This is a genomic window from Flavobacterium sp. MMLR14_040, assembly GCF_033657265.1.
In the GTDB taxonomy this organism is placed as follows: Bacteria; Bacteroidota; Bacteroidia; order Flavobacteriales; family Flavobacteriaceae; genus Flavobacterium.
Window position 1 is genome coordinate 22,130 of sequence record NZ_JAWVWO010000011.1, and the last position, 25,123, is coordinate 47,252.

Annotated in this window: 17 protein-coding genes and 1 tRNA gene; 5 read left to right on the forward strand and 13 right to left on the reverse strand. The window is 33.3% G+C overall.

What is annotated here, in order from left to right; translation table 11 throughout:
- Nucleotides 1-3: 3 nt before the first annotated feature.
- The 5 genes from SD960_RS15130 to SD960_RS15150 form a co-directional block, all read right to left on the reverse strand.
- The gene (locus tag SD960_RS15130) at nucleotides 4-6,066 is read right to left on the reverse strand and encodes a PKD domain-containing protein (protein ID WP_318804432.1); all 6,063 of its coding nucleotides are present in this window, start codon (nucleotides 6,064-6,066) and stop codon (nucleotides 4-6) included.
- An 11-nt stretch (nucleotides 6,067-6,077) separates the two neighbouring features.
- Complete coding sequence (locus SD960_RS15135; RefSeq protein ID WP_318804433.1) at nucleotides 6,078-11,660, reverse strand: hypothetical protein; 5,583 nt, start codon at nucleotides 11,658-11,660, stop codon at nucleotides 6,078-6,080.
- Nucleotides 11,657-12,259 carry a hypothetical protein gene (locus SD960_RS15140; protein WP_318804434.1) on the reverse strand — a complete coding sequence of 201 codons (603 nt, stop codon included), beginning with the start codon at nucleotides 12,257-12,259 and terminating at the stop codon, nucleotides 11,657-11,659. Before SD960_RS15140 ends, SD960_RS15135 begins: the two co-directional genes overlap by 4 nt.
- Entirely contained in the window at nucleotides 12,243-12,749 is a 507-nt protein-coding gene (locus SD960_RS15145) for an OmpH family outer membrane protein (protein WP_318804435.1), read from the reverse strand. Before SD960_RS15145 ends, SD960_RS15140 begins: the two co-directional genes overlap by 17 nt.
- A gap of 555 nt (nucleotides 12,750-13,304) precedes the next feature.
- A tRNA-Ala gene (locus tag SD960_RS15150) sits at nucleotides 13,305-13,378 on the reverse strand.
- Between the two features lie 105 nt (nucleotides 13,379-13,483).
- On the opposite strand from SD960_RS15150, the gene SD960_RS15155 reads away from it, so the two are divergent.
- The 4 genes from SD960_RS15155 to SD960_RS15170 all read left to right on the forward strand — a co-directional run bounded on the left by SD960_RS15155 (nucleotide 13,484) and on the right by SD960_RS15170 (nucleotide 15,938).
- Entirely contained in the window at nucleotides 13,484-14,248 is a 765-nt protein-coding gene (locus SD960_RS15155; RefSeq protein ID WP_318804436.1) for an enoyl-CoA hydratase/isomerase family protein, read from the forward strand.
- Nucleotides 14,249-14,442: 194 nt separating this feature from the next.
- Entirely contained in the window at nucleotides 14,443-14,619 is a 177-nt protein-coding gene (locus SD960_RS15160) for a hypothetical protein (protein WP_318804438.1), read from the forward strand.
- 31 nt (nucleotides 14,620-14,650) lie between these two features.
- A complete protein-coding gene (locus tag SD960_RS15165; RefSeq protein ID WP_115847913.1) occupies nucleotides 14,651-15,103 on the forward strand; it encodes a 6-pyruvoyl trahydropterin synthase family protein in 453 nt (150 codons plus the stop codon).
- A 91-nt stretch (nucleotides 15,104-15,194) separates the two neighbouring features.
- Nucleotides 15,195-15,938, forward strand: a complete 744-nt coding sequence (locus SD960_RS15170) for a UDP-2,3-diacylglucosamine diphosphatase (protein ID WP_318804440.1) — start codon at nucleotides 15,195-15,197, stop codon at nucleotides 15,936-15,938.
- Here the strand turns inward: SD960_RS15170 and SD960_RS15175 are convergent, their stop codons facing one another.
- The 8 genes from SD960_RS15175 to SD960_RS15210 all read right to left on the reverse strand — a co-directional run bounded on the left by SD960_RS15175 (nucleotide 15,939) and on the right by SD960_RS15210 (nucleotide 24,275).
- A complete protein-coding gene (locus SD960_RS15175) occupies nucleotides 15,939-17,150 on the reverse strand; it encodes a multiheme c-type cytochrome (RefSeq protein WP_318804441.1) in 1,212 nt (403 codons plus the stop codon).
- Nucleotides 17,151-17,233: 83 nt separating this feature from the next.
- Nucleotides 17,234-17,590 (reverse strand): hypothetical protein, encoded by a 357-nt coding sequence (locus SD960_RS15180; protein ID WP_318804442.1) that lies wholly within the window; start codon nucleotides 17,588-17,590, stop codon nucleotides 17,234-17,236.
- A 163-nt stretch (nucleotides 17,591-17,753) separates the two neighbouring features.
- Complete coding sequence (locus SD960_RS15185) at nucleotides 17,754-18,674, reverse strand: alpha/beta hydrolase (protein WP_318804443.1); 921 nt, start codon at nucleotides 18,672-18,674, stop codon at nucleotides 17,754-17,756.
- Nucleotides 18,674-19,954, reverse strand: coding sequence for an MFS transporter (locus SD960_RS15190; RefSeq protein ID WP_318804444.1), 1,281 nt, complete (start codon nucleotides 19,952-19,954; stop codon nucleotides 18,674-18,676). The genes SD960_RS15185 and SD960_RS15190 overlap by 1 nt, the downstream gene beginning before the upstream one ends.
- Nucleotides 19,944-21,644 carry a single-stranded-DNA-specific exonuclease RecJ gene (recJ, locus tag SD960_RS15195; RefSeq protein WP_318804446.1) on the reverse strand — a complete coding sequence of 567 codons (1,701 nt, stop codon included), beginning with the start codon at nucleotides 21,642-21,644 and terminating at the stop codon, nucleotides 19,944-19,946. The genes SD960_RS15190 and recJ overlap by 11 nt, the downstream gene beginning before the upstream one ends.
- A 208-nt stretch (nucleotides 21,645-21,852) precedes the next feature.
- Complete coding sequence (locus SD960_RS15200) at nucleotides 21,853-22,197, reverse strand: HopJ type III effector protein (protein ID WP_318804448.1); 345 nt, start codon at nucleotides 22,195-22,197, stop codon at nucleotides 21,853-21,855.
- A 159-nt stretch (nucleotides 22,198-22,356) separates the two neighbouring features.
- Entirely contained in the window at nucleotides 22,357-23,130 is a 774-nt protein-coding gene (rsmI, locus tag SD960_RS15205) for a 16S rRNA (cytidine(1402)-2'-O)-methyltransferase (RefSeq protein WP_318804450.1), read from the reverse strand.
- Nucleotides 23,131-23,243: 113 nt separating this feature from the next.
- On the reverse strand, nucleotides 23,244-24,275 hold the full coding sequence (locus SD960_RS15210) for a hypothetical protein (protein WP_318804452.1): 1,032 nt from the start codon (nucleotides 24,273-24,275) through the stop codon (nucleotides 23,244-23,246).
- Between the two features lie 239 nt (nucleotides 24,276-24,514).
- On the opposite strand from SD960_RS15210, the gene SD960_RS15215 reads away from it, so the two are divergent.
- The gene (locus SD960_RS15215) at nucleotides 24,515-25,105 is read left to right on the forward strand and encodes a thymidine kinase (RefSeq protein WP_042565610.1); all 591 of its coding nucleotides are present in this window, start codon (nucleotides 24,515-24,517) and stop codon (nucleotides 25,103-25,105) included.
- The last annotated feature ends 18 nt before the right edge of the window (nucleotides 25,106-25,123 follow it).

Genomic DNA, 25,123 nt, shown 5'->3' on the forward strand with positions numbered 1-25,123 from the left:
AGGTTAGTTATTTTTTAAAGATGAACTTTTTTTAATCTTAGTTTTTCCTACTGATCCAGTAGTATTTGCAGATCTTAAAATTCCAACAATTGGTTTGCATTCTTCTGCAGGACAAAAATCAATATAGCGAACAATTGTTTGATGAGCACAATCATACGGGTCTAATGGTTTTATGTTTTTACCTCCATTGTCTACATAACATGATATTAAGGGTTCATCAGCAGAAACGTATTGATTTAAATTAAAATACAATGTTTGTTCAATTCGTGACATTGTATATTCAACATCTGTAGGATCATAGTAAATTGACCATCTTGTATGATAGAATATATCAGAATCTCTGTCTGGTGAAAAAGAAAAGCTAAAGCCAGAGAAATTATCATCTTGGCTTTTTGTAGATTTAAAATTGTAAATTTTATCTTTTGGGCCATTTGTAATATATGGTGTTAACGCAATGAATTCAGCAGTTGCGCTACTGTTATTAATTTGCTCATCACTTTCTCCTGACAATGACCTTAGAGCAAGACTCTTTAAAAAGTTTATGTACACTTCTTTTACTAATTGTGATTTAGGATTTGTTTCTGTACAAGAATTATTAATTAAACAACCAATTGTTTTTGTAAATTGGGATGTACACGAAGTAACAGTATTAGTAACATCTAAAGTAACTCTGTGAAATCCGGGAGTTGTCAATGTTAGGGGGTAAACTTCGTTGTTTCCTGAGCCAATTAACACATTATTTACATCGTATGTTTTCCATTGATAAGTATATGTTTTTTCCGGATTCTGATTAAACATATAAAAGGTCAAATCCTTTGTTTGATTAATGTCTATAAATGCAGAACCGTTACTATATTCATTATCAAAATTAATAGAGCCAGAACGCTCCCCATCAGTATAAGTACACTCATTGACGACTTGAATGTCTTTATTGAAATTGTGAACACAACCATTAGTATCTATTATTTTAAAGTTTAATTTGTAATTACCAAATTCTGTAGCTGAAAAAGTAAAATCTTCAGTAGTTGCAGATGTAATAACATTTCCATTATCGTTTACTAACTCCCATAAAAGATTCATATCGCTCAGGGTGATATTGCTGTAGGGATAAAAAACAAATGGAGTTGGTGTATTTATTAGTACAAGTGAGTTACTAAAATCATTACCTGGTGACATGTTTAGTATACTCCCACTAATGGGATTGACACTACAATCAAATTTCACCGTAATTATTTTTTCAAAATGAGTTACACAATTATTAGAATCCTTAACATCTAAAAGTATAGTGTAATCTCCCTCTCCATATTGAAGGTAAAATTGATATTCATTACCTCCTCGCGGATCATTGTAATATCCTCCATTTTCAGGAATCTTAACATTCCACGTGTAAGTAAGATTGGTATCCGTAGTTTCAAATGTAAAAACCGGAGTAGTATATAAAGCCGGATTTTCAGTATTTACTTTTATAGTTCCATCAATAGAATTACACGGCGCAACAACTTTTACAGATTTGCCTATAGTTGTTATACAACCATTTTCATCTGTAACTACCAGGCGAACTAAATAATCACCTACTTTATTATACGATCTGTTTACTGTGCTCGTGGTTGCAGTACCAATTTCTACAAAATTTGTATTAAAGAAAGTCCATTTGTATGTAAAGTTTGTAGCAGTTGTTTGAAATGAAAAAGTAGTGGTTTCATTTAAATTAACAGTTTCAGTTGGGATTTTAATTTCTCCTGCAATAGGAACACAAGGTGCCTTATAAAGTGCTGTTATTGTTTTATTGAAAGTATTTGTGCATCCATTAACATCAGTCACGACTAATGTAATATTATAATTTCCTTCTGTTTGATAAGAATAATTTGCAATTGGTGTCGTAAAAGTAGTAGAGTTACTAATATTTTGAAATGTCCACAGATAAGTTAAATCTGTTGAAGTGTTTTCAAAAGAGAAAGTAGTATTTGTATTTATATATATGTCCTGAGCAGATGTTGTTATTGTACCTGCGATTGGAATACAATTAGATGGAATATTTATAATTTTTGTAAAAGTAGTTGTACAGCTATTAGCGTCAGTCACAATAAGATGTACTTTATAGTTACCAGCAGCAGTATAAATTTGGGTCGCACTGGCTGTATTTTGTCTTTCTTTTTCACTATTATCTAAATTGTAAAATATCCAATTATATGTTAAACCAGTCGCTGATGTTTCAAGAGAAAAGTTGTTTGACACATTCAACATAGGACTTTCAGGATTTGTCTTCAGAATTCCTGTAATTGGCAGACAATCATTCGGACAAAAATTAATATATCTTATTTCAGATTCTGATGTACAATCTGAGGGTTGTAATAAGCTGCTTTTTCCTGTAGGTCGGGAAGGAGTTAAACAAGTAACTAAATATTGATTTGGTGAAACATATTGATTAAGATTGATCTTTGATTCAATTAATCCTAATAAATATTCTAAAGGCATTCCCTGTTGGTATTGAAAATCATGAGGAACAGAAAGATGAATGTCATATGAACTGTTTGGCGAAAATGAGAAATTAACACCTGTAATCTCATTAGTTAGGCTTCTAGCAGTCGCATAATTATATATTTTATCTTTTGGACCGTTTGTAATGAATGGTGTCAAGGCAGTAAATTCCGCTGAAGCATTATTTGCATTTATTTGGACGTCAGTCTCTCCTGAAATTGATCTTGATATTAAGTTCTTAAGCACATTGACAACCAAACCTTTCACAACTGTAGATTGAGCGTTTGTTTGTGTACAACTACTTGGGATCAAACAAACAATAGATTTTGTAAATTCCTGAACGCATCCGCTGTTATGTTCCGTAAGCTCTAAAACTGCTTTATAATAACCTCCAACTGTTGGCGTAATAGGAAAGTTTAAAGCTGTTCCTGAATTAAGTAACTGATCATTATCGTTGTACAAGCTCCACTTGTATGTAAAATTATAAGGAGTACCATCATAATTTACAATAGGAAATGTAACATTTGTAACCTGATTTACATTTACTACAGCTGATTTAAATATATCTTCATTGCCATCGACTTTAATGTACGCACGTCCGTATTGTGTGATATTATCACAAAGAGCAGGACCGGTTTTAAGTGCTACTGTTTTTTGGAAATTGGATTTGCATCCATTTAAATCTGTTACTTCTAAAGTAACGTTATAAGTACCTGGAGTGCCATAAGTATAATCTACAGTTTTAGTCGTAAAAACAGTAGATTCGTTATTGTAATAAAAAGTCCATTTATAAGTTAAATCTGTTTCTGCTGTTTCAAGTGAAAAATTAGTATTTGTTAATACATAAACATCAGGTGTTGATGTTGTTATATTACCGACAATAGGTACACAGCCCGCCTTAATGATTGTTATTGTTTTTTCAAATCTTGTAATACAGCCGTATATATCCACAGCAAGTAAAACAATTGTATAATTACCAGTTTCACTGAAAGATTTTGTTACAGAAGCCTCGTTGCTTGAATCGAATGAACCATCGGGTTTAGAGAATGACCAATTGTACGCAAAATTACTTGAAGATGTATTTAAAGAAAAGGTTATATTTGAATTGGTTAGAAATTTATCTTCTGCGGGTAACATTGTTCCAACAATAGATACGCATGGTGGTTTTTGCGTTACCGCTATAGTTTTTACAAAATTAGTGGCACAGCCATATTTGTCAGTTATTTTTAGATTCACTTCATAACTACCTATTGCAGTATATACATGTCTATATGAGCTGCTTGTGTAAGTAGTAGAACTAGTTTTGTCTAAATTATAAAATGTCCATTCGTATGTTGAATTTTCAAGTGTACGATCAAAAGAAAATAAAACTGATGTATTAGGAAAAATATTCTGAGTAGAAGTTGTTATTCCTCCTGAAAGAGGAACGCAAGGTCTAGGATTGATTGTAAAATTTTTTTCTAAGTCTATTCTACAACTAGAATTGCCCGGGTCCATTATTGTTAATTTTAATTTATAGATTCCAGGCACACTAAATGATGGTGTTGCATTAATTGTTTCAGCATGGAATACATTGATATCATTCGAATTGTAAAAATTCCAGTAATAAATTAGATTAGTTGACGTAGTTTCAAAAGAGAAATTAATAGTTGTGTCCACTTCATTTTCTTCCTTATCCATTTTAATAATTCCAACAATATCAGCACATGTAACGTTCAAAGTAATAGGTTCTCGTGATAAAGCTAATTTCATACCGGGAAGATCGTGATATGATAAACAAGTATAAGTTCCTGAAAGACCTATAGATAGGTTGTCTATTGTGTAGGTTTGGCCGGTAGCTTCAATTATTTTTTGTCCATTACGAAACCATTGAAAAGTATCTTGAGGATGTAAAACATCATCTAAACATATTTTAAAAGTTACACTTTCACCTGTTTTTTTATCAAATGTTTGTGGAATATCAATTGTTGCTTGTGGAGAATGCCCAAAAGTGCGAGCATTTAAAAATGCAAATTGGTCGACAAAATCAACAAATCTAAACTTATTATGATTAATAGAAACAAAAGTTAATGCTGTGTTAGAAGTTAAACTCGGAATGTTGCCACTAAATTGATTGTTATCTAAGCGTAAAGTATTCAAATTAGTTATAGAAGAATAACTTGGTATTGTGCCAGTCAACTTGTTAAAACTAAAGTCAATGCCGTATAATCCGGTAAATAATGACAAGTCCGGTAATGTACCGGTAAGCTGGTTATTTCCCATTTGTAAATAACCCAGATAAGGAGTTGGCTTTAAGTTTGGTATCGGACCACTTAGTTGGTTAGAATTTAAACTCAAATAAGTTAAGTTTAAATTTGATAAATCAGGAATAGTTCCGGTTAACTTGTTGTTTGAAAAATTTATAGATTGTAAATTAGTTGCACCTGACAAATCAGGAATATTTCCGGCTATTTGATTATTGGAAAATGATAATTGTCTCAGATTTTTTAAATTCGAAACTTCAGGTATAGGCCCGGTTAGACTGTTGTTATATAAACTTATATAATTTAGATTTGGAAAATTATTAAAATAATTAGGAATAGGTCCAGTTAATTGGTTATATGAAAAATTAAAATACAATAAGCTGGTTAGGTTCGAGAGATCAGGAATTTCCCCCTTTAAATTACTAACTGAAATATCCAAATCAAATAATTGTGGCATGTTATTTAGCCATAAAGGAATCGTTTCATTACTAAAGTCAGCAAAACCGATATCTAAATATCTTAGTTTGTTTAAACTGGATAAATCTGGGATAGGTCCTTTAAATTTGCAATCAAAAACTTCAAGTGAAAATAAATTAGGAAGTTGAGCAAACCACGAAGGCATTACTGAAACATCAAAAGGATTTTGAGCTAAAGTCAGATGAGTTAATTTTTGTAAGGAAGATAGGTTTGGAAATGCTCCATTTAAATTACATGCCCCAAGAGTTAATTGTTCTAAGTTATTAAGGTTTGTTACCCAAGAAGGAAAATTTTGGGGAGTAAGGTTATTATTACCTAAATGCAGTTGTTTTAAATAGGTTAAAGGAGTTAAATCCGGTAATATTCCAGTTATATTTTGCCTTACCATGTTAATTCCCTCAACATGTCCATTAACTACGGTTATTCCGTACCAGCCTCCTGTTTGTGTTTGAAAATTCCAGGAAGTAACAGGAGTACTAAAATCCCATCCTGATTTGTTACTCCAATTTGTACCACCATTATTATCATACAATGCTTTTAGTACCGCTTTTTCAGACGCAGGAATGTCAGTAATTTCGCCAGCTGCAAGGTTATTTGTGCTGGATTTTGAAGATTGCTGTGTTTTTAGCTTTTGCATTAAACTAGCTTGTTCTTCTTTTTTAATTTGTGTATACCGAATTAATTTCATATTTCGGAGTCTGGTAATCTCAAAAGGAATGTCCTGATTAGCTACTCCGTTCTCTTTTAGCGAAGTAGTAAACCTTTCAACATCAAACCCAATCTCCTGATCACTATAAGTCTGAGCAAAGCCTGCAGTCGCAATAAAAAAACTAATTATAGTAAAAACTAATGTATATTTTAATTTCATCTGGATCTTAATTATTTTTTAGCGGTTACAGCAGGAGTAGCAGCAGTACTACATGAAACAACCTGTTTTTTTAGAATAGCTTTTTGGCTTGGTGAGATTTTCAAACTTTTTGTTCCCGTGTGCGCTTGTCTGTCAGATACAGAAACATCATTTGTTTTTAGCTGAGCCTGAAAGTCAAAGTGAGAAGCATTTCCACAATTCGACAAATCATAATCTTCAAACCCATCAGAAGCAAGCTCTGTATATTTAGTGTTTGAAGCCACAGCAACCGGAAAACGATTGTTATAACCATATAAAGCCGAAGAATAACGTTTTAAAGCATCCTTATTTTCTACTTCCTGCCCGGTTGGATTGTATTGCGTAACCTCAGAAGCAAAAGTCCAACGGTTATAATTTGCAGCAGTCATTCCCCATGCTTTTTTGTCGGTATCATAAACATAGAAAGGGAAGAAGTCATTAAAGAAACCTGTTTTACGAGGCGTTGGATCGATAGTATAATTTCTACCCGTTAAGTATGCGTACGACTTATTGGCTCTCCAGTTTCCTAAAATATTATATAAGTACGGATTGTATGATCTTTTGATAATATCATCTTCTTCAGCTGTATTATTTTCTTTTTCATACTCAAATGCCAAATTACCATTTTCGAAAACCATTTTCGGTAAATTACATTCACATTGCGAAGGCCAAACATTGTTATACTGAACGGCAGAAGCATTAACAATTCTGTTGATAGCTGTCGTCGACATGTATGGGTTTTTCCCTATACTATCTTTTATAGTTGTAATTTTATTACTAGCATCATAATTGTACAGTGGATTCGTCATAGATGTTACACTAGCCATAGAAGCCATTTGCATGTTTCTGTGCCCTGAACGAATTACTTTCATTTTTGCCGTATTAATAAGTTCAGGATTTACAAGCAATCCTCTTTCATCAATAAGTTTAAAAGTAGAATTGGTTACGTGAACAACCCAGGCTTTCATGATAGTTTTTGTTTTTCCATCTGGAGCAAGACCGTTAAGCCATAATTCATCACCATCAATTAAATAATCAGATTCACTATGATTTCCTGTAAATTGATATTGATTATTTCCTGTTTTTTCGATATCCCATTCCAATCCAAGATTTTTGGCAGACTGACTCATTCCGTCATAACTCCAGTAAGCAGGAAAATTAAAATTGAAATATTTGTCGTTGTATTCATTAATCGTTTCAGTTAATAAAACATCACCGTTTTCCGCATCATATGCAAGATTTTTTGTAGATACTTTAGAACCAAGATCATATGCTATTTTTTCTGAAAGGATAGCTGTAGTATGAATCACTTTGGTTGTTACAGCGGTTCTAAGCTGACTTTCATGTTGAGAATAACTAGGCAGTGGAACCGGTACCACTACAATAAATATTGTTATTGGTATTCCCGCTAGATTATAATGAACACCAGCAATTTGTGTGGTAGATTTATTTTCTCTAAAGTCATTTATTACGTCATAATCAACCCCAACTAATTTAGAAGCTATATCTCCTTTCGAATCTATAGTTTGAACAGTATTATTTAGTCTGCCCGCATTTCTGTTTTGAGTGTCTGTTATCGTATTATATTTATAATCAACACCAGAGATAAAATCTTTTTGCCCTTCCCCATATACACGCTGGTTTTTCATTTTACCATCCATATCATTGGTGTGAACAGAAAATCCTTGTGATAAAGTAATATGATCTCTTACTCTTAAATTAAGAATACTAGCCAATGTCGATGATTTGTCATAATGTAATGATAAAGTAGTACGATCTGTAATTGTTGGAAAGTCTCTAGACGTATAAAACTCTGTTACCACAGATCCTGTAGCGTGTTTTTTTACCGAGCTGGTTACAACATTTGATGCGTTAAACTTATCTCTGGATAAATTCGCAACCGTTACACGGCTATAAGTTACTTTAGGAGCAGGGAAAAATGATTCTCCGAAAGGCTCTTCAACATAATTGGTGTTATCTGGTCCAAGTGGTAAATCTCTTTTGGTTTGATCATAGAACGGTTTTACAAAAGGGTTTTCTTTACAGCCTAATGGTTCATAAGTGGCAACACCAGATGATTTTCCATTTTCTGCCTCATATGAATATTCTTGTCCGTAAGATTGTTGGTATAATTTATTACCTTCATTTTCGGTCATGACATTCCATTGGTCATTAATAGCGATTTCTTTAACTCTTGTACCGCCTCCCATTTTCTTTCCGCTTGGCTGATTAAGTCTAATCCATGATTTATTAGTAATAAACCTGCTTGCAATTTCGGTTTGTTCTAATTTAGCGTTTGGACTTTTGAAAATATCCAAAAGTGTTGGTAGCCATCCAATCATTTCCATAACAATACTTTTCAAATCAGTAGTATCTTCTTCATTATACATACTGTAGACCAATCTGTTTAAGTTTTGTCTTCCAAAGTTCCAGCCCGCTTTTGAGATCGGGTTTACTTCATGCGAATTGGCGTTAAAACCATCACCTTTTCCAACATAATCAACAGGTATTGCAACATATTGTTTCCCATTTGATTCAAGGAAACCACAATCAACAACCTTATTTTGAATTCCCTCAATATTAAGATACCCGGTAACATAATCATATTTATCTGTACCGTCTACACCTGGTGGTGGATTTGGATTCACCATGTTTAACAGGAATCTGAAATACAACGGATTGGCAGCATCTCCAACGTTTTTTAAATATTTGTCAAAAAACAATTGAGATAGTATCTTAGGGTCAGTAATAGATAAGTCATTATCAATTTTATGGTCTAATTCAACATAAATATATTTTCCAAGTGTCTTCTGTTCAATTCCATTAGAAATATTGTTGGAAGTAAGACCGGCTTTTGAACCACTTCCAACTACTTTAAACATTTGCATGGCATCTTTGTTTTGTACCGAACTATAATCGTCAGATTCATAGTTTAGTTCCATCTGACCTCCCGAAGGTAAACGAATAGACTTAATAAGCCACGCACTTGCATATTCATCTGCCTGTGTTTTACTGCTTTGGTCTACAAATGGAAATTCAGCATTGGATAATTGAGCTGTCGTTCCTTCATTTACGCCTTCTTTCACTTCTTTATAATTACCCCACACGTCATAGGCTTTCATATCATATTTCGGATTGAATCCGTAATTGAAAACATAAGGTGTGTATTTACCCATATTAGAATTTTTATAGGTAAAATAAATTTTACTAAGCGTCAGTTTTCCTTCACCATTAATATTATTGTCAATACCAGGGCACAAACTGTAGTTATATTCAAAATTGGCTTCTTTTATCGGAGTTGCTTTATCTCCATCTGCCAGGTATTCAGGTTTTGAGTAAAGAGAGATCTTATCTAACTTGTACATTTTTGAGTCTGTACCAAGACCTCCATCTTCGCTCTTAACACCATAAGCATCATTTCTTTCAGAAAGGTGAAAAATAGCTACATGCGTTTTAGTAACAATTTTTTTGATATATAGAAGCTCCTTTTCTCCATATTGATAATTTCCTTTATCATCTTTTTTGCTCGAACGTAAGCCTTCGTCATAATTGGCTTCGTTTTCTTTAAAAGGAATTCTCCATTTGTATAAATGGTCAGTAGTTTTATTATCGTATTCGAATTTTGTATAAGAACCCAAATCATCATCTGTTGGTCCATCATTTTTTAAATCCTGATAATCAGTAGATAGTACTGATGTTAATAGATAGGAGTGAGCATAAGGAGGTGTTGTGACTCTATTAAAGTATTGATCCCCACTTTTTTTATTTTTAACAGAATTATCACCCGAATCATAGTGAATTAATCCATTTTTATAGTCTAATTTTTCAGCTGGCCTGTTTTTATCACTAACATCAAAAGTTACCTCTCTTTTAATTGTGTTATAGGCAGCTCTGCCGTATACATATCGTTCTCCGCCTTCTTTAGTAATTCTTATTTCTGTTGTATGGTGATCTCTGGAATATTGACTTGGCTGTAGTTTTGAGCCAAATTTCTTTGCTTCCAATTTTGTTAGTTTTTGTATCGATTGATTTCTGGATAATCTTGATGATTCTCTTTTAACAGCTCCTGTATAAGCAATTGAACCACTATTTTTAGTGTATTTCACATCAGTGCTTCTTGAAAATTTACCGCCACTCAATCCTAATTTAACGGCATCATAACCTCCTAATTTTGTATTGAATAAGTCTAATTCTTTATCAACATGACTACCACCAATATTTTTAAAAAACACTTTTTCATAGTCAGGTCTGTTACCTGTTTTTTTCTCTCTAAATCTTCCCAATGCAGGGTTTGAATTGCTCCACAAAGACGTGCTGCTTTTACCTAAAGTTACTGTGGCATCAATTCCCCATTTAGTCAAACCACCTGCACCAAGTTCTAAACCTAAGTTTGCTCCAACGCTATCATCGTTTACTTCTTTGTCAAAAACATAACCTACCTGCGATTTGTAAGGTCTGAACATTCCCGAAACACCTTGTCCCTGAATATTATATAAGTCATACGTATTGCTGGTTAAAGGAAGAGAAGTAGTGTTTTTATTAAATGTTCTGTCTTTTTCTCTGTTAAAATCTAAAACGTCTGCTGTAGAAGCATTGTAGGTGTTTTCAAAACCATAAGCTCTTTCTGTTTTATATTTTTCAGAATTCTTTATTCCCTGACTTGTTCTGTATCCAGAAAATTTCATTCCCGGTTCTATACCCCAAAATTCTCCTTGTATATTCAAATTAAAAATAAAATTAGAAGATACCATACCAACTCTTTTTGTTGGAGTGAATGAGGCATCAATAAAAGATGTAGATCCGCTTATACCATATTTACCAGTTGTATTTTTCACCAAGGTTTTTTTAAGGTTCATAGCTGCAGAAAAAGTTACACTTTCAAGACCTTTTCTACTATTATAACTCACACCAAGACTACCTGTAGGAGTATTGTCTTTTAATTTATTATACTCATCTCTATTTTCGTAGGATACAGTTGGTGAAACAGAAACGCCTTCAGAAGCAGAGGATTCAAGATTTACTCCAACTCTTATGTTATTAGCTATTTGAGCACTCAGACCACCAGTTGCTGTGGCTCCAAAACCTTCATAATTATTGTACTTAATATTCATTCCAACATTTCCACCTATTTTAGCTTCCCCAGCTCCAAAACCAGCAATAAATACATTAAAATCAGATCCAACTGTTACATTAGGCTTCATGCTATTTTCATAGGTCATTTCATCCCCATTAAAATCATCCGGCAAACCGCGCATTTGTCTTGTAATCTGTCCAACGTTAAGATCCCAGCCTAATCCTACCCATGATGCTTCCTGATCCATGGTTACGCCAGAATTGTAAGCTAAGTTTATCGGATAACCACCTACATCCATAATTGGAATGTTGTAATTAAAATCACCACTTGCCAAATCAACCATATCAGAAGTTCCAATAGGAGTAAAGGACTCAAATTCCGGTTGTGATGGTCCACCGGTTAATGCATAAATTTGCATTGGTTGAAATGTTTCCAAAAGAATCATCATAGCTAAATAAATAGCAAGAGTTTTTTTAAACTTATTAATTTTTGGCTGAATCATAAGGCTATTTGAGTATAGGTGTCTTTAAATTGAAATTTTAGCGTTCCTTTTCTAAAAAGGAAATCGGTATAGACTAATTGTATTTTTTCATTTGGATCAATCCCTGAAAAAAACAATAAAACTTTTTGGTAGGGTGCTATTTTATAATTGCGTTCGTAAGTAACGCCTGAACAGGCAATGGTATCTTTTTTTGAAGTAACGACATAGAAATCTTTTTCTAATCCAAAAGACATATATTTTACAGCATCAGTATATTCCATTCCTGTAAAGTCATTGCCCAGTAAATCTTTCTCTTCGTCTTGTTGAAAGGTAAATTCTATAATACGTTCTCTTTTGTTTTCTTCATAAAGAGAATCAACTGATATTAGATTTTCATTTCCTAAATCTTTTAATAAGTAATATTGAATAGGAACTTCAATTGCAGTAAAATCTATATCGTCGGCTTTTTGAGTATAAGCACGAGATTTCCACCCTATTTTTTCAAGATTAAAATAGCGGTCTTTGATTTCAGAATTTGTGAAATCATCTTTTGTTTCTTTTTTACAGGAGATACATAGAAAAACACAAAAAACACAAAACAACTTATTTAAGTCCTTCATATCTTTTGTTTATATACGTAAGTAATTCTTTCGTTACTGTGATTTTTTCATCGGCATACAAAACGTTTGTTTTGTTTTCGGAGCCGATTATAAGCTGGTAATTATTTTCTTTAGAAAAGTCTTCTGTGTAACTGTGGATTCGTGACCAGATTTTTGAAGATTCAGTTGTAGCGAAGATTTGATTGAATTGTTCTAATTCTTCCTTTCCCTGAATAAATTGTTTCATTAATATTTCTTTTTCAGAAGCATTAATAGATTTTGATTGTATTTGTGCGTATAAATTATCAAGAGCTGTTTTTCGATTAATAAATTCCTTTTCACCGGTACTTTTTAATTCTTTAGTCATAGAAAATCCATCAAATAATTCTGAATTATCTACATATACAATTTTAGTTTTAGATGAAAGACTCGTAAGAATTACATATAAAATTAGTGCGAAAATTAGTAAGGAATTGATAATGAGCAACAAACTGCTCGATTTTTTTACCATGGAAAGACTTGTTAAAAATTTTCGTAAATGTAAGTTTTTATTTTTCTTAACAAAGAAAATTCTCATTTTTTTTCTGTTAATTATTAAAAAAATTGTATATTGTTATGAGATTTATTGTGTTTAATTTAAAGAATTAAGAAAAAATCGAATTTAAATGTATTCTTTTACTTACAATATAATTTGTATCTGCTTGATATTAAAATAGTTAAGACTTTGTTAAAATCATGTCTTACAAATTAATATTTCTTATCTTATTAAGTTTGTTTTGAAGTGAAAGAACGAATTGTCAAATGTTAGAAGATAGGAGTTTAAATAAAAATTTTTCAAAGAATTTTATCTGACAAATTGGATCCGATTTTTTGCTGTTCTAAAAATTTTTCAAAGTTAAAAACAACTAATCTAGTTTCCGATGTACTGTAAATCCTTTTGTGCCGGTTTCGAGGGTGGGAGGCAAATATTGAAGAGATAACGCGACTAAAAGGCGAGACAAAAATGAAGTTTTCTGCTCCAGAAAATAAAAAAACCGTATTACAATAAAGTAATACGGTTTTTTTGTGGAGAATACCGGATTCGAACCGGTCACCCCTTGCCTGCCAGGCAAGTACTCTAGCCAAATGAGCTAATCCCCCATTGCGATAGCAAATAAAGTCAATTAATTTTCAAAAAACAAATTTCAAATAGCTTAGAGTAAAAATAATTACCAAAACCGTAACTTTACGTTCAAAACTATTTTTATGAGTTCAGAAAATCAAAACGGTACTTTACAAACTACTTTTCAAAATGCAGTTGCAATTGTGCAATTTGGACATCCTGCGAGTAATTCTTTTCCGCGTGAATTATTAAATCGTTTAACTGCCGAAATCAATTCGTTGAGCCGAAATGAAACCGTTTCAGTTATTGTTTTACAAAGCGAAGGTTCGAAAGTTTTTTGTTCCGGAGCTTCGTTTGATGAACTTCTGGCAGTAGAAAATGAAGAACAGGGAAAGGAATTTTTCTCTGGTTTTGCTCATTTGTTAAACGCAATGCGTAATTGTTCTAAAATCATCGTTGGTCGAGTTCAGGGAAAAGCTGTTGGCGGTGGTGTTGGAATTATTGCCACTTGTGATTATGTTTTGGCTACACCTGAAAGCGCTGTAAAACTTTCGGAGTTGGCAATCGGAATCGGACCTTTTGTGATTGAGCCAGCCGTTTCCAGAAAAATTGGTAAAACGGCAATGACCGAAATGACCTTAGCTGCACAAAACTGGAAATCGGCTGAATGGGCTTTAGAAAAAGGACTTTTTTCTGAGATTCACAAATCAGAGCAATTAGATATCGAAGTAGAAAAATTTGCCCAAAAATTAAGCTCCTATAATCCCGAAGCTTTGTTTGAGATGAAGAAAATTATTTGGGAGGGAACAGAGCAATGGGAATCTATACTTTTTGAGCGTGCCGCTATTACAGGAAAATTGGTTTTGTCTGATTTTACCAAAAATGCTTTGACACAATTTAAAAAGTAATTATATGATATTCGTCATTAATTTTAAACACATAGAAACATAGTTTTGGAATCTGTTTAAAAAAGACATTTCACTTGCATTAATTCACATTAGCATACTATGATTGAAAACGTGTTTTTTTGGATACTCTTTTTTAAGTATATAAATCTATGTTTCTATGTGTTTAAATCAATTTTACAAAATAAATTATTGCCATGACTATTATATCATTATTCCAAAAAGTAGATGTTGCTGAGAAAATTAAGAATGCACCTGATAGCAATTATCAGATTGGAGTTGTGATTGGATCCTTTATTCCTTTCATTATTTTGATAGGAATTGCTTATTGGATGTATAACAGAGCCAAAAAAAGAGATGAAAACGGTTATTAATTTGTAAATTTGCAACCTAAAATTCAAATCGATGAGTAATATCAGAATTACAAAGCAATTTAATTTCGAAACCGGGCATGCTTTATACGGTTACGACGGAAAATGCAAAAACGTTCACGGACACAGTTATAAATTATCGGTAACAGTTATTGGTTCGCCAATTACAGATCGATCGAATGTGAAATTCGGAATGGTGATTGACTTTTCGGATCTAAAGAAAATTGTAAAAGAAGAAATCGTCGACCAGTTTGATCACGCAACTGTTTTTAACGAAACTACACCGCATATCGAATTGGCAAATGAATTGAAAAATCGTGGACATCACGTAATTTTAGTAGATTATCAGCCAACAAGTGAAAACATGGTAGTTGATTTTTCAAAAAGAATTATTTCTCGTTTACCTGCAGGAATTTCACTTCATTCACTTAAACTTCAGGAAACAGAATCTTCGTTTGCAGAATGGTACGCTTCTGATAATATCTAAATTTCAAAAAGAAAATTCCAAATTCCAATCTTTTGGCTTCGCTGTGAATAAAATCTAAGAAGTCTAAGATCTAAATAATCTAATAATCTAAATGAAAAAAGTATATTTTGCTTCTGATCAGCATTTTGGCGCTCCAACTCCTGAGTTGAGTTTACCGCGCGAACAAAAATTTGTTGCCTGGCTGGATGTTGTTAAACAAGATGCAGAAGCTATTTTTTTATTAGGTGATTTATTCGATTTTTGGTTTGAATATAAAACTGTTGTACCAAAAGGTTTTGTACGGGTTTTAGGTAAACTGGCAGAGATTCGCGACAGCGGAATCCCGATTTATTTCTTTGTTGGAAACCATGATTTATGGATGAATGATTATTTTGAAACCGAATTGAATATTCCGGTATATCATGATAATAAAGAATTTACTTTTAACGGAAAAACGTTTTTAATTGGTCACGGCGACGGAAAAGGTCCCGGCGATAAAGGTTACAAACGAATGAAAAAGGTATTTACAAATCCGTTTTCAAAATGGCTTTTCCGTTGGCTGCATCCGGATGTTGGCGTAAGTTTAGCCCAATATTTATCAGTTAAAAACAAATTGATTTCCGGCGATGAAGATGTCAAATTTCTAGGCGAAGAAAATGAATGGCTTGTTTTATATGCCAAACGTAAACTCGAAACCAAACATTATAATTATTTCATTTTTGGGCACCGTCATTTGCCAATGATTATTCCAGTTGGAGAACAATCCAATTATGTAAATCTGGGTGACTGGATTGGTTATTTTACTTATGGAGTTTTTGATGGCGAAAACTTTAAACTTCAAAAATTCGAACAATAATTATTTTTTACTAGTTGGATAAACCGCAATTTTGTGTGTTCGCAGCATATAATTCGATTTATTTTTGCTGTTGGATGCCTGAAAAGTAATCGCGTTCGACATTTGTTTTGGCATATGACATTCTACACAATTATTTTGTAATGACCTTTTTGATATTGCTGTTAAAGTTGTTTCAGTATGTTTCGTAATTTGATGACAGCTCATACAAATTTTAGAATAAACAGCCATATTCTGAGTTGAGTTTTCATGTGGATTATGACACGTCATGCAATCCATTCTTTCGCTTTTCTTGAAACATTTGCTTTGGGCAAGCAACCCTAATTGATTTCCGTGAACATCATAATGAATACTGTCACTTGATCCCGGTATTTCTCTAAAATAATCAGAAAGTTTATCTCCCGGTTTAAATTGAAAACGTGATTTTATCTTTGCTTTATCATTTCCTGAATGGCAAAGTGCACAGGCATCTATTTTTTGCTGCCTTGTTAGTTTTTTGAATGAAACAATATTTTGAGCAATTTTTAAATCAGGAAATTTTAAATGTTTTTGAACGTGTTGTTTGGCCGGGCCGTGACAGCGCTCACAATCAATACCGTATAGTAAAGTGTTTTTGTTCATGAAATCCTCTACTTCCATATTCATAAAAGTAATACTGTCAGAGCTGGTTTCCACATATCTGCTGGCAATATTAGAACTGTGGCAACCATAACATTCCTTGTCAATTTGTCTTTCAAAATTTACTTTACTGGCAGAATAACCAGGACTGGTTGCCCAACTGTTTAAGGATTTGTAATAGGAGACAGGTAACTCAAATGTGTAGTGGTTTTTCCAATATGCACTTGTTTGTGCGTGTTTCGTTCCAAAGAGAACATCAAAAGAATGGGCTTCTATTTCTTTTCCGTTTTTATAAAGAACCTGATAAAGACTATCGTTACGTTCTTCCATAACAAGTTTAGTGTCTTTGTCATAAACAAAAGTATTGTGGCCATTTGTAAAATGTCCTAAAATATTTTCTTTGGTAGCAGGAGCGCTTGCTTTAAAATGCGAACTGTGAAAAGCCGTTTCATATTGTGTCTGGTGACACTGAATACAACTTTCAGAACCGGCATAATCGGTTCCGCGTGGATCTATGTAATTATCAGATTCATTTTTGCAGCCTATTACTAATAAGACCAAAGCAAAAACCGAAAAAAGAATAGTTGTTTTTTTCATTATTGTAAATATACTTTTTTCTGAATAAATTCAAAATATATTTCAAATATGAAAAAATGCTGTTAAATTGTTTAGATTAATTCTTAATTCATTCCTGCCCCATAAACATATTCGTCAAGGTCAATTCTAAACAAAGAACCTTCAACTAAATCTTTAATTGATTTTAATTCGGTCATAGAAACAGCCAGATCAATTGAAGCACAAGGCGTTTTCAATAAAAATTTATGACAGGAATATTTTAATTCACAAGCTTCGCAACATGCATTTTCGTTCATGCTGTCTTCGATTAAATCACAGAAATGATTTAACTCCTGAACTGTAAAATAAAAACCGGTTTCTTTAAAAACCAATTGAACTTTGTCGGTTATGGTTTCGTTTTCCTTTTTCCAGTAAAAAGCAATTCCAAAGTTATTGTGGTATAATTGTTCAATTTCTCTCATTATGAATCCTTTTGTTTCAACAAATATAAATATTATTTATATTAATTCTAAATAAAAAATCATAAAAAAGATGTTTTTAAAAATACAATAGTGATATAAATTTTATTTAGAGGAATCAGAAGTTCAGCTCAATTTAGCTTATAACATTTATTCGGTTTTATATTTATTTAAGCCAGTTTTTTATTTGTAAAAGAAACTCATTTTGTTGATCTACAAAGAGATAATGCGAACAGTTTTCAATTAAAGCAAAATGATTTTTGCCTGCTATTGTTTTAATAGAAATAATCTGGTCTTTGGAGAAAATCCCATCATTTTGTCCGTAAATTGCATAAACAGGAATTTCTTTTGCTTTTATTTCCTTTAAAAAAGGTCGACTATCGATATTATTTTGCTTTTCATTTTGATAAAAAAGCACGGGAGCATTTTTGTTTCGGATATTGGTTTTGTAAAACTCGCTTGCTTCGTAATCGCTGTATAATTGTTTTGATTCTACGGTTGGATTTGGCATTTTGAAATAATTATTTTCTCCCGCCAAATCAAAACAGGCTTTTCGATATTCAGCAGAATTTTTATTTAGCTTTTGAATTGCTTTTATTTTATCCAATTGAGACGAATCATTTTTTGTCAAAGCAATTTTTGAAACTGAATTTAAAATATGATCATAAGTTTCCTGTTGCGAAAATAATGCGCCCGCGAGAACAAGTGAATTTACTTTTTCAGGATATTTTGCGGTATAAAGCGTTGCTACCAATCCACCAAAACTATGACCAATAAGCGTGACTTTCTTTAAATTATATTTTTTTAAGATGAAGTTTAAATCCTGAAAAGCTTCTTTATAAGTAAATTTTGCGTCAGAATCTGCAGACCTTCCTTCGCCTCTTCGATCGTAGACAAGTACGTAAAAACCTTTATCGGCTAATTTCTGAGCTGTGGTTGCCTCAAATAAGGTCGAATTACCACTTGGGCCTCCATGAATAAAAACAATGGTTTTGTTTTCTTTATTTCCGTATGTTTTAATGTAGAGGTTTTGGCTATTTGCAAAAATGGAAATTGTAAAAATGAAAGCCAATAATAATTTTTTCATTACTCCATATTTTGATGATCTTCCATATCTTTCTGAAGATCTAAATTTCTAAAAGTAGGCGATGCTATTCCGAAACCCAAAACGGTCAATAAAGTCATACTTCCACCAAAAACTACAGAAGTTACCGTTCCCATTAATTTAGCTGTTAAACCACTTTCAAAGGCGCCTAATTCGTTAGATGATCCAACAAACATAGAGTTTACCGCAGCAACACGTCCGCGCATATGATCGGGAGTTTTAAGTTGTAAGATAGTTTGACGAATAACAACTGAAATTCCGTCAGCAACTCCGCTTAAAAACAGCGCTATAACAGAAATCCAGAAAATGGTAGAAACTCCAAAAACAATAATGCAAAGTCCGAAAATAAAAATAGCAATCAAAAGTTTCATTCCGGCTTTTTTATACAATGGAACATAAGCTGAAATCAGCATCGTAATAAATGCGCCAATAGCTGGTGCAGCTCTTAAAACACCAAATCCTTCGGGACCAACTTTTAAAATATCCTGTGCAAAAACAGGTAATAAAGCAACCGCTCCTCCAAAAAGTACGGCAACCATGTCCAAAGAAAGTACTCCTAAAATAGTTTTATTATTGAAAACAAATTTGATTCCTTCTTTCAAACTTTCCATAACCGGCTCACCAATCTTCGGATTCAGAATCGTTTTTTTCTCGATTTGAGTTAAAGCAAGCAAGGCAGAAACAGAAAAGCCAACCACAAGGCACATTGACCAGTGAACTCCTATCCAATTGATAGAAAATCCTGCAACCGCTGGTCCTAAAACCGCACCAATCTGCCAAACCGAACTACTCCAGGTTGCAGCATTTGGATAGGCTTTTTTAGGTACAATTAAAGATAAAAGCGAGAAAATTGTTGGTCCTAAAAAGGCACGTACCAATCCACCCAGAAATACTAAAAAATAAATTGAATATAAGATAAGATTAGATGATACATCGCCAACAACTGCAGGCCAGGTCAATAAAAATAATCCGAAACTAATGATTGAAAACCCTAAAATACACCATACCAGCATTCCTTTTTTCTCTCTTTGGTCGACAATGTGTCCGGCAAATAATGCCATTGAAACCGCTGGAATTACTTCCATCAAACCAATTATTCCAAGTGAAAGCGGGTTCTTGGTAATGCTGTAAACTTCCCATTCAATTACAATAAATTGCATCGACCAGGCAAAAACCATAGCAAAACGCAATAATAAAAACATATTAAATTCTCTAAAACGCAACGCCTGATACGGGTCGTTTTTCTTTTCTTTATTTTTCATTTGGTCTAATATCTTTAAGCATTAGTTGGGTCGAAACGTTTCCGTTCCATTCATTTTCGGCCAGAGAATAAGCTAACTGAAATGGATTTTGATTTTTTGTGATGTCTATTTTTTTTCCAAGGCCAAAACCTATTGCAGCAATTCCTTCCGAAGTATTCTGCTTTACAAAAAGTCTTAAATGTTCTTCGTCTGCTCCCAGCGTTTTGGCATAACCTGTGTCTTTTACATTTGTTGTCATAAAAACAGGCGTCATGTTTTGCGGTCCAAAAGGCTCAAATTGTTTTAAAATCCGAATGAGTTTTGGTGTTATGTCAGAGAAATTTATCTCTGCGTCAATTTCGATTTCAGGAGTTCGCATTTCGGGGTGAATAGTTTCCTGAACACATTTCTCAAAAGCTTCTTTAAAAAGCAGATAATTTTCTGCTTTTAAAGTCATTCCGGCAGCATACATATGGCCTCCAAATTGTTCCAAATGTTCTGAGCAGGCATCTAATGCATTGTAAACATCAAAGCCTTTTACAGATCGTGCCGAAGCTGCGTATTTATCACCGCTTTTGGTGAAAACCAACGTTGGGCGATAATAGGTTTCAATTAATCGTGAAGCCACGATTCCGATCACGCCTTTATGCCAGTCTTCCTGAAAAACAACTGTCGAAAAGCGTTCTTCTTCCTGATTTTCCAGAATTTGTTGAAACGCTTCTTTCGTAATTCTTTTGTCTAAATCCTTTCGGTCAGAATTGTATTGTTCGATTTCTGAAGCAAATTGTTGCGCTTGTTCAAAATTAAATTCGGTTAGTAATTCAACCGCATGGTTTCCGTGTTTAATTCTTCCGGCGGCATTTATTCTTGGCGAAATAATAAAAACAACATCTGTAATGTCCAAAACTTTCTTTTTTACCTGATGTACCAAAGCTTTAATTCCTGGTCTTGGATCGCTGTTAATAACCTGCAGTCCGAAATAAGCCAAAACACGATTTTCTCCCGTAATAGGAACAATATCTGCAGCGATTGCCGTAGCGACCAAATCCAGATAAGGAACCAGATCTTCAATAGTTTCTTTTCGGTTTTTCCCTAAAGCCTGAATCAGTTTAAAACCAACGCCGCAACCGCACAACTCATCATACGGATAATCGCAATCTTCTCTTTTTGGATCTAAAATCGCAACCGCATCCGGAAGGATATTTCCGGGTCTGTGGTGATCACAAATAATAAAATCGATGTTTTTTTCTTTTGCGTAGGCGATATGATCTATGGATTTTATTCCGCAATCGAGTGCAATAATTAAAGAAAATCCGTTATCATCGGCAAAGTCAATTCCTTTAAAAGAAATTCCGTAACCTTCGTCATAACGATCCGGAATATAAGTCGCAATATTTGGATAATGGGATTTCAAATAAGCCGAAACCAAAGAAACTGCCGTTGTTCCGTCGACATCATAATCACCAAAAACAAGAATGTTTTCCTGATTTTCTATCGCCAGTTCAATTCGGGCAACTGCTTTGTCCATGTCCTTCATCAGGAACGGATCGTGAAGATGTTCTAATGAAGGGCGAAAGAAATTTTTGGCATCGTCAAAAGTTTCAATGCCACGCTGAATCAAAAGTGTTGCTACAAAATCTTCTACATTCAGGGCTTCCGCCAAATGTTTGATTTTATCTTCAGAAGGTTTTGGTTTTAATGTCCAACGCATTTTTTAATTGTAGATTTTAGATCTTAGATTTCAGATTTTTGAAATCGTTTAATCTGGTATGTAATTTTTTTTGCCACAGATTAAATGATTTTAAAAAGATTTTTAATCTGTGTTAATCTGTGAAATCTGTGGCAAAATACTATTTTTTAGTTTTCACATTTAGAGTGTAGATTTCAATAATCTAAAATCTACACTCTAAAATCTAAAATTATTTTTGTTCTAAAGCATTTCCTTCAAACTGAATTCCGTCCCAGCCTAAGTTGATGAAATTTCTAATGTTTTGATGGTTTGTTCCGTTTGGATCTCCTAAAACTTCTTCAAAGTAGAATGCACCAAAACACGCTAAAGTTTCTTCTTTAGTTAAGTTTTGCAATTTTGCAAAAGAAAATAATTTGCAAGAACCAGAGTTTTCTCCGGCTGCATTATGCTGTGTTCCGTTTTGAAAAGCAGTTGGTGTAAAATCGTAATTTTCCTCAATTACTGCAATAGTTTCAGGGAATGTTATTTCGTTTGGAGTTTGTTTTACTTTTTCTAAAAAGGCTTGAATGCTCATGAGTATAATTTAAGTTTTTTTGCCACAGATTAAAATGATTAGAATGATTTTTTTTGCCACGAATTACACAAATTTCCACTAATTAATTCGTGATAATTGGTGAAATTCGTGGCAACTTTTTTATTCTGTGAGAATCATTTTAATTTGTGGCATAAATATTTATTCTGCTTCGTTTTCTTCGTTTTCTTCTTCGTTTTCTTCTTCTTCTTCTTCTTCTTCTTCTTGATCCTTTGAAAATTTACTTTTCTTAGGCTCTTTTATTATTGTTTTTCCGGCAACCACAACTACGATTTCACCGCGTGGTGCTGTTTTTTCAAAATGTATTAAAACTTCTTTTGCCGTTCCGCGTACATTTTCTTCGTGCATTTTTGATAATTCACGCGAAACGCAAACTTGCCTCTCTTCTCCAAAATACTGAATAAATTCGGCTAAAGTTTTGACTAATTTATGTGGAGAAACATACAAAATCATCGTTCGGGTTTCTTCGGCTAAAGCCAAAAATCGGGTCTGACGGCCTTTTTTATCAGGCAGAAAACCTTCAAAAACAAATTTATCGTTTGGTAATCCGCTATTTACCAAAGCCGGAACAAAAGCGGTTGCGCCAGGCAAACATTCTACTTCAATTTTATTTTCGACACAAGCGCGCGTCAATAAAAAACCCGGATCTGAAATCGCCGGCGTTCCCGCATCTGAAATTAAAGCGATGGTTTCACCGGCTTTCAAACGTGCAATTAAGTTTTCGGTTGTTTTGTGTTCGTTGTGCATGTGGTGGCTGTGCATGTGCGTGCCAATTTCAAAATGCTTCAACAGTTTTCCGCTCGTTCGGGTGTCTTCGGCCAAAATCAAATCAACTTCTTTCAGAATGCGAATGGCACGAAAAGTCATGTCTTCAAGATTGCCAATTGGCGTAGGAACGATGTATAATTTAGACATAGTTTTTATATTATAACACGAATTTCACGAATTAACACAGATTACAATTGCTTTTAAAAATTTCACAAAGAAAAAATTCGTGTTAATTCGTGAAATCTGTGTTTTTTACTTTTTTACGAGAATTTTTTCTCGACAATTCCCAGAAAACGTTCTGCGTAATCATCTTTTCCTTCCCAGTTATTGTAATCCGGTTTTACCATATTTTCGATAAAATCTTTTGCTTCGCTAAAAGTATCAAAAGTCAATAATTGATTTAAAACACGACTGTAATCTTCGGTACTGTTTCCAAAAAGGTTTTTAGTAAATGCAATTCTGTCATTCAAATCAATATGAAAACCTTTTGCCAGTTTTTCGTTTAAAGGAACAGCTTTTGGTTTTGCAGATTCTATAGTTGCCGTTTCTGCAACAGTTTTGTTTTCTTTATATTCGTTTATTGATGGAGTTGGAGTAGGAGGAACATTATCAAAACTATCTACTTTTACAAATTGCGCATCAGCATAATTAACGCCCAGAATATCTTCAAATGAAATATGAACCGGAGCTGATTTTGTTGAAGTTTCAATTTTTGGTTCTTCTTTTATTTCCTCTTTTATTTCTTCCTTATCCAATTCAAAAGAAGGTTTGAAATCTGGAATTGGTTTTGATTCGCTAATGGTTCTGAAATATGATTCTGTTGCAGTTTCTTTTTTCTCCTCAGCAACTGGTTCTTCTGTTTTTTCAACTACAGGTTCCTCAATTTTTTCAGCAATTGGTTCCGGAATGGTTTCAACAATTGGTTCTGGGATTATTTCTTCAGGAATTTCAGCAATTATTTCTTCCGGCGTTTCTTCAATAGTTTCAGCTTCGGGAGTCACTTCTGCTTCAATTACAGCTTCTTCGACAGCAACAGGAAGTGTTTCTTCAACCTTAATTTCTGCCGGAAGTGTTTCTTCAGTATCAAAAATAGTTTCTACTTTCGATTCTATTTCACCACGTCCGATAGTTGGTTTTACATCGTCAAAATTTTCATCTACAAATTTTAAAACAGCTAATTTCTCATATAATTTCTGAGTCTCAAGATATAATTGATTGATATCGGATTTATTTTTAAGCTTTAAAATTCGATGTGCAATGCTGATTAAATCGGCTTCCAATTTTTTTTTCATAACTGTTGAAATTATAGTGAATAGGATATTTTAATATATTCTGTATTTTGAATGTCTTTATTTGTGAAGGAAAATACGCAGAACTATTTTTTATTTCTGTTAATAAGCATTTGCGAATCTTCGATTTGATAAAAATTTTCTACTTTTGAAAAAATGTAAAATCATCAAAATTTTGCGTCAAATTATTACCAGTACAAAGTAATAAAAACTATTCATTTTAAAAGGTAGAAAAATACAAAATGTTTCTCGAAAATACAGTAAATCACAAAGAACAGTTTGGTTGGATTGAAGTTATTTGTGGATCAATGTTTTCGGGTAAAACCGAGGAGTTAATCCGCAGATTAAAACGCGCCCAATTTGCCAAACAAAAAGTCGAAATTTTTAAACCTGCTATTGATACCCGTTATCATGACGAAATGGTGGTATCGCACGATGCCAACGAAATTCGCTCAACTCCGGTTCCTGCTGCTGCCAATATTGCGATTTTGGCACAAGGCTGCGATGTTATCGGAATTGATGAAGCCCAGTTTTTTGATGATGAAATTGTTACTGTTTGTAATGATCTTGCCAATCAGGGAATTCGTGTAATAGTTGCAGGACTTGATATGGACTTTAAAGGAAATCCCTTCGGACCAATGCCGGCACTTATGGCAACAGCAGAATATGTAACCAAAGTTCACGCAGTTTGCACCAGAACAGGAAATCTTGCCAATTACAGTTTTCGTAAAACAGATAACGACAAGTTGGTAATGCTTGGCGAAACCGAAGAATATGAGCCATTAAGCCGTGCGGCATATTATAATGCAATGAAAAAAAATCAGGAGAAATAGGTTTTAATTCTATTTAAA

Coding starts and splice junctions, on each gene's coding strand:
- SD960_RS15130 (WP_318804432.1), bottom strand. CDS start 6,066: ATGAAATTAAAATATACATTAGTTTTTACTATAATTAGTTTTTTTATT.
- SD960_RS15135 (WP_318804433.1), bottom strand. CDS start 11,660: ATGATTCAGCCAAAAATTAATAAGTTTAAAAAAACTCTTGCTATTTAT.
- SD960_RS15140 (WP_318804434.1), bottom strand. CDS start 12,259: ATGAAGGACTTAAATAAGTTGTTTTGTGTTTTTTGTGTTTTTCTATGT.
- SD960_RS15145 (WP_318804435.1), bottom strand. CDS start 12,749: ATGGTAAAAAAATCGAGCAGTTTGTTGCTCATTATCAATTCCTTACTA.
- SD960_RS15155 (WP_318804436.1), top strand. CDS start 13,484: ATGAGTTCAGAAAATCAAAACGGTACTTTACAAACTACTTTTCAAAAT.
- SD960_RS15160 (WP_318804438.1), top strand. CDS start 14,443: ATGACTATTATATCATTATTCCAAAAAGTAGATGTTGCTGAGAAAATT.
- SD960_RS15165 (WP_115847913.1), top strand. CDS start 14,651: ATGAGTAATATCAGAATTACAAAGCAATTTAATTTCGAAACCGGGCAT.
- SD960_RS15170 (WP_318804440.1), top strand. CDS start 15,195: ATGAAAAAAGTATATTTTGCTTCTGATCAGCATTTTGGCGCTCCAACT.
- SD960_RS15175 (WP_318804441.1), bottom strand. CDS start 17,150: ATGAAAAAAACAACTATTCTTTTTTCGGTTTTTGCTTTGGTCTTATTA.
- SD960_RS15180 (WP_318804442.1), bottom strand. CDS start 17,590: ATGAGAGAAATTGAACAATTATACCACAATAACTTTGGAATTGCTTTT.
- SD960_RS15185 (WP_318804443.1), bottom strand. CDS start 18,674: ATGAAAAAATTATTATTGGCTTTCATTTTTACAATTTCCATTTTTGCA.
- SD960_RS15190 (WP_318804444.1), bottom strand. CDS start 19,954: ATGAAAAATAAAGAAAAGAAAAACGACCCGTATCAGGCGTTGCGTTTT.
- recJ (WP_318804446.1), bottom strand. CDS start 21,644: ATGCGTTGGACATTAAAACCAAAACCTTCTGAAGATAAAATCAAACAT.
- SD960_RS15200 (WP_318804448.1), bottom strand. CDS start 22,197: ATGAGCATTCAAGCCTTTTTAGAAAAAGTAAAACAAACTCCAAACGAA.
- rsmI (WP_318804450.1), bottom strand. CDS start 23,130: ATGTCTAAATTATACATCGTTCCTACGCCAATTGGCAATCTTGAAGAC.
- SD960_RS15210 (WP_318804452.1), bottom strand. CDS start 24,275: ATGAAAAAAAAATTGGAAGCCGATTTAATCAGCATTGCACATCGAATT.
- SD960_RS15215 (WP_042565610.1), top strand. CDS start 24,515: ATGTTTCTCGAAAATACAGTAAATCACAAAGAACAGTTTGGTTGGATT.